The following is a 13,086-nucleotide window of genomic DNA, read 5'->3' on the forward strand; positions in this document are numbered from 1 at the left end:
CTCAGGTTTCGGGCACGGCGACCGGCGGCGGCCTGCTGCTCTCCATCCGCATCAGCAGTGCGATCGCCGCGGCGATCATCAGGCCGAAGCCCCACATCAGCGGCACGATGGGAACATCGATCGCGAGCAGCGCGGCGTAGCCGGCCAGCATCAGCAGGATGCTCAAGTTCTCGTTGAAGCCCTGCACAGCGATCGACCGGCCGGCGCTCAGCAGCACATGGCCGCGGTGCTGCAACAGCGCGTTCAACGGCACGACCAGCACGCCGCCCACCGCGCCGGCGAGCACCAGCAAAGGCACCGCGACCGCCAGCGACGAGGCGGAAGCGATCGCCGGCATCAGGAGGCCGAGCACCACGCCCGCCGGCAGCACGCGCTTGGCCTGATCGAGGCTTACGTACCGCCCCGCGAGGGTGGCGCCCGCGATGACGCCGATCGCCACTGCGGCCTGAAGATAGGCAGCGTGCTCCAGGCTCAGCTGCATGACGTCCGCGGCCCAGCGCAGCACCACGAACTGCAAGGTTGCACCTGCGCCCCAGAAAATCGTCGTGACCGCGAGCGACAAGCCACCGTCGCGGTCGCGCCACAGCGTGCGGTTGCCGCGCTCGAAGTCGCGCACCAGTGCGACCGCGTGGATGCGGCTGGCAGGGTAGCGCGCGCCGCTGTCCGGCACGCCCAGGTTCAGCAGTCCGGACAGCACGTAGATGAAGAAAATCGCAACGATCGAGAGCGTCAGCGTCGTCGCGGAAGACCCCGGCACGCTGGCAGCCAGCCAGGCCTGAAGCGTCAGGCTGGCGCCCGACGAACGAACCAGGTCGGCCACCAGCAGCCCTCCGAACATGGTTCCCAGCAGCGCCGCGCAGATGACGGAGACCTCGATCCATCCGTTGGCCGCGACCAGCTGGCGCGGGCCGACGATCTCGGTGACGAGGCCGTACTTGGCCGGCGCGTACGCCGCCGCGCCGAAGCCGATCACCGCGAAGGCCGCGAAAGGGTGCAAGCCGGCGAACAACATCGCGACGCCGATCATCTTGACCGCATTCATCAGGCTCATGAGCCGGGCCTTCGGCATCGCATCGGCCAGCGGCCCGATCAGCGGCGCGAGAAAGACATATGACAGGGTGAAGGCGAACTTGAGCAGCGGCGACCACCAGCCGGGCAGGCCGCGCGCTTCCAGCAGCGAGATCGTCACGATCAGTACGGCGTTGTCCGCCAGCGCCGAAACCGCTTGCGCGGCGATCAGCAGGTGGAATCTAGGCGACATCGACGCCGATGGTCACGAGGCTGTGTGACGCCGGTGTGAACCGGCCCCAAGCTGTCTAACATATGTCACTTTCGCCACAGCCGATTCAGGAAACATATGAGCAAAGCCGTCCGCATCGACCGCCCCGGCGGTCCCGAGGAACTGAAGATCGTCGACGTCGAGGTCGGTGAGCCCGGCCCGGGAGAGATCCGTATCCGCCACCATGCCGTGGGCCTCAACTTCATCGACACCTACCAGCGCAGCGGCCTCTACCCCTTCGCGATGCCGCTGCAGCTCGGCATGGAAGCCGCGGGCGTGGTCGAGGCGGTGGGCGAGGGCGTCACGCACCTGAAGCCCGGCGACCGCGCCGCCTACGCGAGCCAGCCGCCCGGCGCCTACAGCGAGCTGCGCGTGATGCCGGCCAAGTGCGTGTGCAAGCTGCCGGATGCGATCTCCTTCGAGACCGGCGCCGCGATGATGCTCAAGGGCCTGACGGCGCAGTACCTGCTCAAGAAGACGCTGCCGGTCGAGGGGTTGCAGCCGGGCGACTTCATCGTGTTCCATGCGGCTGCGGGCGGTGTCGGCCTGATCGCCTGCCAATGGGCCAAAGCGCTCGGCCTGCAGCTCATCGGCACCGCCGGCACCGATGCCAAGTGCCAGCTGGCGCTGGCGAACGGCGCCGCGCACGCGATCAACTACAGCACCGAGAACTTCGCCGAGCGCGTCAAGCAGATCACCGGCGGCAAGGGCGTGAAGGTGGTCTACGACTCGGTCGGCAAGGACACCTTCGAGGGCTCGCTCAACTGCCTGCGCCCCTTCGGCCTGCTCGCCATCTTCGGCAACGGCTCGGGGCCGGTGCCGCCGGTCAACATCGGCACGCTCGCGTCCAAGGGCTCGCTCTACCTGACGCGGCCGACGCTGTTCACGCACATCGCGACGCGCGAGAGCACGCAGGCGATGGCCGACGACCTGTTCGCGGCGGTGGTCAGTGGTGCGGTGAAGATTCCGATCGACCAGCGCTATGCGTTGGCCGACGTGCAGCAGGCGCATCGTGATCTCGAGGCGCGCAAGACCACGGGCTGCACCATCCTGACGCTCTGAGCCTTATTCCAATGCGCTGAGGCGCGATTCGCGCAGCCGGCTCGGCGCCAGCGCGCCAGCCGAATCGAGGATCGGGTAGGCGATCGAGCAGATGTGGGAGTTGATGCGCTTCAGGTCGCTGATCAGGTCGATGTGCAGCGAGCTGGTCTCGATGCTCGACGCGGTCTGCTCCGAGAGGCGGCCGAGGTGCGTGGTGGCGTAGGCGCGCTCCAGGTCGCGGAAGCGCGCCTTCTCTTCGAGCAGCTTCTGGGCGTCGCGCACGCTGCCGTTCAGGAACACGCTCATGCTGAGCCGCAGGTTCGCGACCAGGCGTTCGTGCAGTTCCACGATCTCGCGCATGCCGGCGTCCGAGAAGTTGCGCTGCTTCTTGATCTTCTTGTCCTCGATGTCGATGATCACGCGCTCGATGATGTCGCCGATCTGCTCCATGTTGATGGTGAAGCTGATGATGTCGGTCCAGCGCCGGCTCTCCTCTTCGCCCAGCGCCTCGCGCGAGATCTTGGTCATGTAGTACTTGATGGCCGAGTACAGCTGGTCGACGGTGTCGTCGAGCTTGCGCAGCTCGGCGGCCAGGCGCAGGTCGTTGTCGCGGATCACCTTGAGCATGCCGATCAGCATGGTCTCGACGATGTCGGCCTGGTGCAGCGCCTCGCGCGCGGCATTGGAGATCGCGAGCGAGGGCGTGGACAGCGCCGAGGGGTCGAGGTGGTGCGGCCGCTGCATGGCCGCGGGTTCCGCCAATGCGGGAAGCAGCCGCGTCACCAGCTTCGCGACCCCGTCCGTGAGCCCGATGAAGCCGATGCTGACGACCACATTGAAAGCCAGGTGGAAGAGCACCACCAGCTGCGTCGCATCGCTGATGTAGGGCCTGACCTCGCGCAGGTACAGGCCCACGAAGGGCGTCGCGATCGCCACGCCCAGTAGCTTGAAGACCAGGTTGCCGACCGTGACCTGCCGCACCGGGATCGCCGACTTCGCGGTGGTCAGCACCGCGAGCAAGCCGCTGCCGAGGTTGGCGCCGAGCACCAGGCCCAGCGCGACATCGAGCGGCACCACGTTCGAGCTGGCCATGGCCGCGACCAGCAGCACCACCGCCAGGCTGGAATAGGCGGCGATCGCGAGCGCAGCGCCGATTGTGATCTCGAGCAGCACGTCGCTGCTGAGCGAGGCCAGCAGCGCCAGCACCGGCGGCGAAGAGAACAGCGGCCCGGTGGCCTCCACCACCAGCTGCAGGGCCAGCAGCATGAGGCCGAGGCCGATCAGCACCCGCCCGATGCGGCCCGCTGCGGTCGATGCGCGCGTGATGAAGAGCACCACGCCGACGAAGATGAAAAGCGGCGACAGCCACGAAAGATCGGCCGAGAACAGCACCGACATCAGAGCCGTGCCGACATCGGCGCCGCGCATCACCGCGAGCGCGGCCGGCAGCGTGACCAGGCCCTGCCCGACGAAGGAGGAAGTCATCAGCGAGGTGGCGGTGCTCGACTGCACCAGCGCCGTCACGCCGATGCCCGAGAGCGCCGCCGTGAAGCGGTTGCGCATGCTGTGCACCAGGATCTTGCGCAGATTGGCGCCGAAGACGCGCAGCACCCCGGTGCGAACGAGATGGGTACCCCATACCAGCAGCGCGACCGCTGCCAGCAGATTCAACAGATGCTTCATGGAAGCGGAGGACTATACGCCGCACATCCGGCCCGCCTCAGTCGATCAGCGCGCCGTTGTCGTGAAAGGGATACGGGCCTTCGAAGGTGCCGCTCGGCACGAGATGGGTCACCAGACGCTCGCCGGCCCAGGCATGGACGCGAAAGCCGGGCGGCTCCAGCATCCAGGCCGAAGACGCATCCGGCGCCAGGTCGAGCGCGACCTGGTGCGCCGGGGACGGCGCCGTGGAGGCGATGCTGCCGCCGAAGCGCACGTCGATGGCGCGGTGCAGGTGGCCGCAGATGACGCGTTCGACCTTGGGATGCCTCGCGATCAGGGCTTCGAGCGCTTCGGCGCCCTCCAGCAGGCCGATCTCGTCCATGTGGCCGATCAGCGTCTCGAAGGGTGGATGGTGCATCGCGACCACCACGGGCTCGCCGCGGTAGAGATCGAGCTGCGTTTCGAGCCAGGACAGCCGCTGTTCGCAGAGGGTGCCATGGCTCTGGCCCGGCACGCAGGTGTCGAGCGCGAGCAGGCGCAGGTCGCCGATCTTCACCGCGAACTGGACAAAGCCCTCGGTGCCCAAGTAGGCGTGGCCGGGAAAGCTGCGGCGCAACTGTTCGCGGTCGTCGTGGTTGCCGGGCATCAGGTAGACCGGCATCGAAAGCGGCGCCAGCAATTCTTCGAGATGGGCGTATTCGGCCGCGCGGCCGAAGTCGCTCAGGTCGCCGGTGATCACCACCGCGTCGGGCTGCTGCTTCAAGCGCAGGATGGATTGCACCGCGCGCTGCAGATAGGGGGCAGTGTCGAGCCGGCCGTAGGCGAGGCGGCCTGGTTCGCGGATGTGCAGGTCGCTCAGTTGAACGAGAAAGGTGGTCATGCGAGCTCCTGGGAGGTCATGAGGCGGGCGGGATCGATTCGGATGCCGACGCTGTCGCCCGGGCGGAAAGCGATGTCGCGGCCGACATCGGCGACGAGCAGCGGCTGTCCCTCCGCGCGCAGCTTGAGTTGTACGCGGTCGCCGAGAAAGGTGCGTTGCTCGACCCGGGCTGCACCCCAGCCGATTTGGGGCACGCCGACCTCCAGGTCTTCGGGCCGGATGAGCAGCGTCGTGTGCGTCGTCCATGCGCTCGGGCAAGCAAAGGCCGCGCCGCCCAGGCGCAGCACACCCTCGGCGACCGCGTCGGGCGCGCGCTCCAGCCGGTTCACGCGGCCCAGGAACTCGGCCACGAAGGGATGCTGCGGCGCGCGGTAGAGCTCCTCGCCGCGGCCGATTTGCACGATGCGGCCGGCGCTCATCACGGCCAGCCGGTCGGCGATCGCCATCGCTTCCTGCTGGTCGTGCGTGACGTGGATGGCGGTGATGTGCAGCCTGCGCAGCAGCTCGGCCAGTTCGTCGCGCAACGATTCCTTGAGCTTGGCATCGAGCGCCGCCAGCGGCTCGTCGAGCAGCAGCACGCGCGGGCGCACAGCCACCGCGCGGGCCAGCGCCACGCGCTGGCGCTGGCCGCCGGACAGCTCGGCGGGCCGCTTCTTCTCCAGGCCACCGAGCCGCGTGAGATCGACCAGCTCGCCGACCAGGCGCCGCTCTTCGGCCGGCGCCACGCCGCGGATGCGCAGGCCATAGCCGATGTTGGCTTCCACCGTCATCTGGGGGAAGAGCGCGTAGCTCTGGAACACCATGCCGACGCCGCGCTGCTCCACCGGCCGCGCGGTGACGTCCTGCTCGCCGAAGACGATGCGGCTGCCTTCGTCGGGCGACTCGAGGCCGGCGATCAGGCGCAGCAGCGTGGTCTTGCCGCAGCCCGAGGGGCCGAGCAGCGCCAGCACCTCGCCGGGCTCGACATGCAGCGTGGTCGGCAGCAGGCCGCGCGTGCCGTCGGCATAGGTCTTCGCGCAGTTGGAAATATCGACGGGGATGCGCTCAAGTTCCATAGCGTCTTTGCACTTGATGGGCCAAGTATTGGAGGCCCCACAGGACCGGCAGGATGACGATGAAGAAGACCAGCGTGTAGGCCGAGCCGATTTCCAGTCGCATCGATGCATAGCTGTCGGCCAGGCCGACGGGCAGGGTGCGAGTCAGCGGCGTGTGCAGCATCCAGGTGAGGTTGAACTCGCCGACCGACAGGGTGAACACCATCAGGCTGCCGGCCACGATGGCCGGGAACACCGCGGGCACCAGCACGCCGAGAAAGCGCTGCCTGAAGTTCGCGCCCAGCGAGCGCGCGGCTTCTTCCAGCGCAAGCAGTTCGTCGCGCTGGAAGGCCGAGGACACGGTGCGCACCATGAAGGGCAGCGTGAACACGATGTGGCCCACCAGAATGAAGGCGAAGCTCTGGCGGAAGGCGGTGAGCTGGCCGTAGGCCAGGATCAGCGCCAGTGCCGTGGCGAGGCCGGGCACCGCCACCGGCAGCGTGATCAGTTCCTCGAAGGCGCGGGCGGCGCGCGTGCGGCTGCGCGCCAGCGCGTAAGCGCAGGGCACGCCCAGCAGCAGCGTGCCGATCACGCAGCCCAGGGCGAGCGCGATCGACCAGCCGACGGTGTTGCCGTAGACCTCCCAGACTTCGCCGAGCCAGCGCAGGGTCAGCCCGCTCTTGATGCCGGCGCTGTAGTTGTTGACCAGGCCGGCCATGATCGACAGCAGCATCGGCGCGATCATGAAGAGGCTCACGAGCACGGTGACGGTCAGCAGGAACGGAGCGGGTGTCGTGGTGGTGCGCATCGCCTGCCTAGCGTGTGGGGTCCGCGCCGAAATGCCGGGCCACGAAGAGAACGGCCCAGGTCACCAGGCCCAGCGCGATCGACAGCGAGGCCGCGAGCGCGAAGTTGGCGTAGTTGGTGAACTCGTTGTAGATCGTGATCGGGATCACCTCGAACTTGCTCGCGAGCGTGAACGCGGTGCCGAAGGCGCCCATCGAGGTGGCGAACAGGATCGCGCCGCAGGCCACCGTGGTCGGCGCGAGTTCCGGCAGCCAGACGTCGCGCACCACGCGCAGCCGCGAGGCGCCGAGCGAGCGCGCGGCTTCTTCCAACTGCAGGTTCATGGCCTCGGCGGCCGCCGCGTAGGTGGCAATGGCGCGCGGCAGCGAGAAGTAGAGATAGGCGAGGAAGAGACCGAGCAGGCCGTAGGCGAAGGTGATGCGCTCCAGGCCGATGGCCGCGCCCAGGTCGGCGACCAGCCCTTGGCGGCCGCCGAGCAGAATCACGAAGAAGCCGATGATCACGCCCGGAAAGGACAAGGGCAGCGTCAGCAGCGACAGCAGCAGGCGCCGGCCCGGAAAGGCGCGGCGCGCCAGGTAGATGCCGACCGCGCTGCCGAGCACCAGCGTCGCCACCGTCACCGCCAGCGACAGTGCGACCGTGTTGAGCATGCTCGCCAGGTAGCGGCCGTCGGTCAGCACGGCGAAGTAGGTCTCCCAGCCTTTGGCCGCCGGCAACGCGAGCAGGCGCGCCACCGGCAGCAGCCAGAAGGCGAGGAAGAACACGGCCGCCGGCGCCAGGCAGGCCGGCAGCAGCCAACGCTGATGAATGTTCAGCGCACTTCCTTCAGATAGCGGTCGGAGAACGCGCGCTGGGCCTGCGCCATGCGGCCGTAGTCGACGGACTTGGCGCGTGCGTACTCGGCGGCCGGCAGGAACTGCGCCTCGACCTCCTTGGGCATCGCACCGGCGCGCACCGGCCGCAGGTAGGCCTTGGCCCAGAGCGCCTGGCCTTCGTCGGAGAGCACGAAGTCCAGCACCTTCTTGCCTTCGGCGGCATGCGGCGCGTTGGCGACCAGGCTCATCACGTAGGGCACCACCACCGTGCCTTCGCTCGGGATGACGAAGGCGACGTTGGCCTTGTCCTTGTACTTGGCGCGGTAGGCATTGAAGTCGTAGTCGAGCAGGATCGCGATCTCGCCGGACAGCACGCGCGCATAGGAGGTCTGCTTGGGCACGATGGGCTCGTTCTTCTGCAGCGCCTTGAAGTAGTCCATCGCCGGCGCGAAGTTGTCGAGCGAGCCGCCGCGCGCCTCGTTGACCGCGACCGCGCCCACATAGCCGACGAAGGCCGAGGCCGGATCGAGATAACCGATCAAGCCCTTGTACTCGGGCTTGAGCAAATCGGCCCAGGACTTGGGCACCGGCTTGCCGCGCAGCGCGTCGACGTTGACCATGAAGCCGAGCGTGCCCGAGTGGATGGTGAACCACTGACCCGCCGGGTCCTTGAGGCCGTCGGGAATGTCTTGCCATGCGGCGGGCTTGTAGGCCTGGACCACGCCGTCCTTCTGCGCCTGGATCGCGAAGGTGACGCCTAGGTAGGTGACGTCGGCGACCGGGCTGGCCTTCTCGGCCACCAGCTGCGCGAGCGACTGGCCGGAATTCTTGTTGTCCGGCGGCACGGTGATGCCGGTCTTGGCCTTGATGGCGCGCAGCTGCGTGCCCCAGTCGGCCCATTCGGTCGGGCAGTTGTAGCAAATGGCGGTCTGCGCCATGGCCGAGCCGGCGGCGAGGCCGAGGGCCAGCAGCGCGGCGCGGGCGATGCGATGGAGAGGCAGTGACATGGGAGTTCCTTGATTGAGGAGGGACGGGTGGGTCAGGGGACTGGTGCGCAGGATTCACCGGCGCGAAACGCATGGGGCAGCACGAGGCTCGCGCCGGCGTTCGGGACCGTGCCGCCGGCCAGCGCCTGCACGAGCAGCTCGACGCTGTGGCGGCCGATGTCGCCGTTCGGCTGGGTCACGGTGCTGAGCGCCGGCGTCAGGTCCTCGCCGAGCGCGATGCCGTCGAAGCCGATCACGCTCAGGTCGCGCGGCACTTGCAGCCCGCTCAGATGGGCCGCGCGGATGCTGCGGATGGCCAGCAGGTCGTTGGAGCAGACGAGGGCGGTGGGCCGCGGCGCGGCTTCGAGAAAGCGCGTCAGTTCGTCGACGGCGGTTTCGATGAACGGCACTTCGACCAGTGCCGGCGGCTCGAGCCCGGCAGTCGCCATGCCCTGGAGAAAGCCGCGCCAGCGTTGTTGTGCGCGGTCCGATGCGGCCAGCGTGCCGCTGACCATGGCGATGCGGCGGTGCCCGAGCTCGACCAGGCGCGCGACGGCGCCCGCCACCGCGCTCTCGCTGTCCACCGAGATGCAGGGGTGCTCGGGGTGCCGGTTGTAGACCAGCACATAGGGAAGGCCGGCGCCGCGCAGCCGCTCGAGCGCCGCCGAGGTGGCCGGGTTGGAGACCACCAGGATCAGGCCGTCGACATTGCCGGCCAGGAGCAGATTGACCGCGCGCTGTTCCTCGTCGAGCTGGTAGCCGGTGGTGACCGGAATGATCGCGTAGCCGCCCGCGGCGGCGGCTCGGGCGATGCCCTGCAGGCATTCGGCGAAGACCGGATTCAGCAGCGTGGGCAGCACCACGCCGAGCACCCGGCTGCGCTGGGTGCGCAGCGTGCGGGCGCTCGAATTGGGCAGATAGCCGAGCTCGCCGGCGACGCGTTCGACGTGCTCGCGCGTGGCCGGCGTCACCTTGTCCGGGAAGTTGAAGACGCGCGAGACCGTGGCCACGGAGACCCCGGCTTTCTCGGCGACGGACTGGATGCTCATGGCGGCGTTGCTGGTATGTAATCGATTACATTTCAGCGCCGCAGTGTGACCCCGTCATGACAACGGGTGGCCAAGGGCAAACCCTTGGCGACTCAGGAAAGGTGGTTCAGCGCCCGCGCCGGACGCGCCGCAGTTCGTCGAGGATCAAACAGATCGCCCCGATGGTGATCGCGCTGTCCGCCACGTTGAAGGCCGGGAAATGCCGGCCCGCGAGATGGAAGTCGAGGAAGTCGACCACGTAGCCGTGCATCAGGCGGTCGATCACGTTGCCGATCGCACCGCCGAGGATCGCGGCCATGGCGAAGGAGAACAGTTTCTGCCCGGCATGCGACTTGAGCATCCAGACGATGAAGATGGCCGCAGCCACGCCGACGGCCGTGAAGAACCAGCGCTGCCAGCCTGCCGCATCCGCGAGGAAGGAGAAGGCGGCGCCGGTGTTGTGGGCGCGCACGATGTTGAAGAAGCTCGTGATGTAGGTGGCATCGCCGAGCTTGTAGTAGCCGAGGATCAGCGTCTTGGTGAACTGGTCGAGGATCAGGATCACCAGGGCCAAGCCGAGCCAGGGCCAGATGCCGGTGCGCGGCGCGGCGAGGGAGCGGGTGGCCATCAGGCGATGCTCCTGGCTTCGCCGGCACCGTAGAGGTTGCTGGTGCAGCGGCCGCAGATGGCCGGATGCGCTGGGTCGTGCCCGACGTCATCGCGCCAGTGCCAGCAGCGTTCGCATTTGGTGGCCGAACTCGCCGTCACCTGCGCCGACAGGTTGTCGCCGGCCGCCAGCTCGACGGCGGAGGTGATGAAGACGAACTTGAGGTCGTCGCCGAGCGAGGCCAGCAGCGCGTGGTCCTCGGCCGGCGCGACGAGCTTCACGTTGGCCTGCAGCGAGGAGCCGACCTGGCCGGCCGCGCGCACGGTTTCGATTTCCTTGTTGACGCTGTCGCGGATCTCGCGGATGCGGCTCCACTTGGCGAGCAGCGCCTCGTCGGGCGTGCCCAGGTCGCTGAAGACCTGGGTGAAGATCGACTCGCCGTTGCCGACGAACTTCCACGCCTCTTCGGCAGTGAAGCTCAGGAAGGGCGCCATCCAGCGCAGCATCGCCTGCGTGATGTGCCACAGCGCCGTCTGCGCGCTGCGCCGCGCGTGCGAGCCGGGCGCGGTGGTGTAGAGGCGGTCCTTCAGGATGTCGAGGTAGAAGGCGCCAAGGTCTTCCGAGCAATACACCTGCAGCTTGGCCACCACCGGGTGGAACTCGTAGACCTTGTAGTGCGCGAGCACCTCGGCCTGGAACTGCGCGGCGCGGCTCAAGGCATAGCGGTCGATCTCGAGCAGCTCGCCCCGCGGCACCGCGTCCTTCGCGATGTCGAAGTCGCTGGTGTTGGCGAGCAGGAAGCGCAGCGTGTTGCGGATGCGCCGGTAGGCGTCGACCACGCGCGCAAGGATCTTGTCGTCGCCCGCGATGTCGCCCGAATAGTCGCTGGCCGCGACCCAGAGCCGGATGATCTCGGCGCCGAGCTTCTTGTTGACTTCCTGCGGGTCGAGGCCGTTGCCGAGCGACTTGCTCATCTTGCGGCCCTGGCTGTCGATGGTGAAGCCGTGCGTCAGCAGGCCCTTGTAGGGCGCGCGACCTTCGAGTGCGCAGGCGATCAAGAGCGACGAATGGAACCAGCCGCGGTGCTGGTCGTGGCCTTCGAGGTAGAGGTCGGCTTCCGGGCCGGTCTGGTGGTGGACGTTCGGGTGCGTGCCGCGCAGCACGTGGAAGAAGGTCGAACCCGAGTCGAACCAGACCTCGAGGATGTCGGTGCTCTTGGTGTAGTGGGGCGCGTCGGCGGCGCCAAGGATCTCTTCGACCGTCACGCGGCTCCAGGCCTCGATGCCGCCTTTCTCGACGATGTCGGCCGCCTGATCGAGGATCTCCATCGTGCGCGGATGCAGCTCGCCCGAGTCCTTGTGCAGGAAGAAGGGGATCGGCACGCCCCAGCTGCGCTGGCGGCTGATGCACCAGTCGGGCCGGTTGGCGATCATGTCGTGCAGGCGGGCCTTGCCGTTCTCCGGATAGAAGCTGGTCTCTTCGATCGCATCCAGTGCCATCTGGCGCAGGGTCTTGGGCGCCTTGTCCTTGGTGAACACGCCTTCGCCTTCGTCCATGCGGACGAACCACTGGGCCGCCGCGCGGTAGATCACTGGCGTCTTGTGGCGCCAGCAGTGCGGGTAGCTGTGGGTGATGGTCTCGGTCGTGAGCAGGCGGTTGGCATCGCGCAGCGTCTGGATGATGTGCGGCACGGCCTTCCAGATGTTCTGGCCGCCGAAGAGCGGGAAGTCGGGCGCGTAGCTGCCGTTGCCCTGCACCGGGTTCAGGATGTCGTCGTAGGCGACGCCGTGCGCGATGCAGGAGTTGAAGTCGTCCACGCCGTAGGCCGGCGAGGAGTGGACGATGCCGGTGCCGTCGTCGGCCGTCGCGTAGTCGGCCAGGTAGACCGGCGACAGGCGGCGGTAGCCGGCATCGACGTCGTAGAGCGGATGCTCGAACTCGAGGCCGCCGAGCTTCTCGCCCTTGGCGGTGGCCAGCACCTTGCCGTCGAGCGCATAGCGGTTCATGCACATCTCGACCAGCGAAGCGGCCAGCACCAGCAGGCCGCGCTCGGTATCGACCAGCGCGTAGTCGAGCTCGGGGTTCAGGTTGAGGGCCTGGTTGGCGGGGATGGTCCAGGCAGTGGTGGTCCAGATGACGACGAAGGCGTCCTTGGCGAGCGCCGGCAGGCCGAAGGCGGCTGCGAGCCTGGCCGGCTCGTGCGCCTTGAAGGCGACGTCGAGCGTCTGGCTCTTCTTGTCGGCGTATTCGATCTCGAACTCGGCCAGCGAAGAGCCGCAGTCGAAGCACCAATAGACCGGCTTGAGCCCGCGGTAGACGAAGCCGCGCTCGATCACGCGCTTGAAGGCGCGCAGCTCGCCGGCCTCGTTGGCGAAGTCCATGGTCTTGTAGGGATGGTCCCATTCGCCCAGCACGCCCAGGCGCTGGAAGTCGCCCATCTGCTGCGCGATCTGCTCGGTCGCGTAGGCGCGGCTCTTGGCCTGCATCTCGTCGCGGCTCAGGTTGCGGCCGTACTTCTTTTCGATCGCGTTCTCGATCGGCAGGCCGTGGCAGTCCCAGCCGGGCACGTAGAGCGCGTCGTAGCCCTCGAGCTGGCGCGCCTTGGTGATCATGTCCTTCAGGATCTTGTTGACGGCGTGGCCCATGTGGATCTGGCCGTTGGCGTACGGCGGGCCGTCGTGCAGGATGAACTTGGGCGCGCCGTGGCGCGCGTCGCGCAGGCGGTGGTAGCGGCCTTCGTCGTTCCACTCTTTCACCCAGCCCGGTTCGCGCTTGGGCAGGTCGCCGCGCATCGGGAAGGGGGTGTCGGGCAGGTTCAGCGTGGCGCGGTAGTCGATGGAGGGTGCAACGTCAGACATGATGGAGTTCGAAACAGGGCTTCGACAGGCTCAGCCCGAACGGTTAGGCGTCGGCGCGAATAAAAAGCCGTTCGCCCTGAGCTTGTCGA

At 67.8% G+C, this 13,086-nt stretch carries 11 protein-coding genes; 1 reads left to right on the forward strand and 10 read right to left on the reverse strand.

Annotated elements, in window-relative coordinates; genetic code table 11:
• Nucleotide 1 precedes the first annotated feature (1 nt).
• Nucleotides 2-1,261, reverse strand: coding sequence for a lysophospholipid transporter LplT (gene lplT / locus ACSQ9A_RS06345; protein ID WP_436303054.1), 1,260 nt, complete (start codon nucleotides 1,259-1,261; stop codon nucleotides 2-4).
• Nucleotides 1,262-1,357: 96 nt separating this feature from the next.
• Between lplT and ACSQ9A_RS06350 the strand changes: the two genes are divergently transcribed.
• A complete protein-coding gene (locus tag ACSQ9A_RS06350; RefSeq protein ID WP_436303055.1) occupies nucleotides 1,358-2,341 on the forward strand; it encodes a quinone oxidoreductase family protein in 984 nt (327 codons plus the stop codon).
• 3 nt (nucleotides 2,342-2,344) lie between these two features.
• Here ACSQ9A_RS06350 and ACSQ9A_RS06355 read toward each other — a convergent pair whose 3' ends face one another.
• The 9 genes from ACSQ9A_RS06355 to ileS all read right to left on the reverse strand — a co-directional run bounded on the left by ACSQ9A_RS06355 (nucleotide 2,345) and on the right by ileS (nucleotide 12,997).
• Complete coding sequence (locus tag ACSQ9A_RS06355; RefSeq protein WP_436303056.1) at nucleotides 2,345-4,003, reverse strand: Na/Pi cotransporter family protein; 1,659 nt, start codon at nucleotides 4,001-4,003, stop codon at nucleotides 2,345-2,347.
• 37 nt (nucleotides 4,004-4,040) lie between these two features.
• On the reverse strand, nucleotides 4,041-4,862 hold the full coding sequence (locus ACSQ9A_RS06360; protein ID WP_436303057.1) for a phosphodiesterase: 822 nt from the start codon (nucleotides 4,860-4,862) through the stop codon (nucleotides 4,041-4,043).
• Entirely contained in the window at nucleotides 4,859-5,917 is a 1,059-nt protein-coding gene (locus ACSQ9A_RS06365) for an ABC transporter ATP-binding protein (protein WP_436303058.1), read from the reverse strand. The genes ACSQ9A_RS06360 and ACSQ9A_RS06365 overlap by 4 nt, the downstream gene beginning before the upstream one ends.
• A complete protein-coding gene (locus ACSQ9A_RS06370; RefSeq protein WP_093108947.1) occupies nucleotides 5,907-6,704 on the reverse strand; it encodes an ABC transporter permease in 798 nt (265 codons plus the stop codon). The genes ACSQ9A_RS06365 and ACSQ9A_RS06370 overlap by 11 nt, the downstream gene beginning before the upstream one ends.
• 7 nt (nucleotides 6,705-6,711) lie before the next feature.
• Complete coding sequence (locus ACSQ9A_RS06375) at nucleotides 6,712-7,518, reverse strand: ABC transporter permease (RefSeq protein WP_436306264.1); 807 nt, start codon at nucleotides 7,516-7,518, stop codon at nucleotides 6,712-6,714.
• Entirely contained in the window at nucleotides 7,515-8,525 is a 1,011-nt protein-coding gene (locus tag ACSQ9A_RS06380) for an ABC transporter substrate-binding protein (protein ID WP_436303059.1), read from the reverse strand. Before ACSQ9A_RS06380 ends, ACSQ9A_RS06375 begins: the two co-directional genes overlap by 4 nt.
• A 32-nt stretch (nucleotides 8,526-8,557) precedes the next feature.
• Nucleotides 8,558-9,553 (reverse strand): LacI family DNA-binding transcriptional regulator, encoded by a 996-nt coding sequence (locus ACSQ9A_RS06385; RefSeq protein ID WP_093108945.1) that lies wholly within the window; start codon nucleotides 9,551-9,553, stop codon nucleotides 8,558-8,560.
• A gap of 106 nt (nucleotides 9,554-9,659) precedes the next feature.
• A complete protein-coding gene (gene lspA, locus ACSQ9A_RS06390; RefSeq protein ID WP_170855667.1) occupies nucleotides 9,660-10,160 on the reverse strand; it encodes a signal peptidase II in 501 nt (166 codons plus the stop codon).
• Nucleotides 10,160-12,997 carry an isoleucine--tRNA ligase gene (gene ileS / locus ACSQ9A_RS06395; protein WP_436303060.1) on the reverse strand — a complete coding sequence of 946 codons (2,838 nt, stop codon included), beginning with the start codon at nucleotides 12,995-12,997 and terminating at the stop codon, nucleotides 10,160-10,162. Before ileS ends, lspA begins: the two co-directional genes overlap by 1 nt.
• Nucleotides 12,998-13,086 lie beyond the last annotated feature (89 nt).

It is taken from the genome of Variovorax sp. LjRoot290 (assembly GCF_964253985.1).
GTDB lineage: Bacteria > Pseudomonadota > Gammaproteobacteria > Burkholderiales > Burkholderiaceae_C > Variovorax.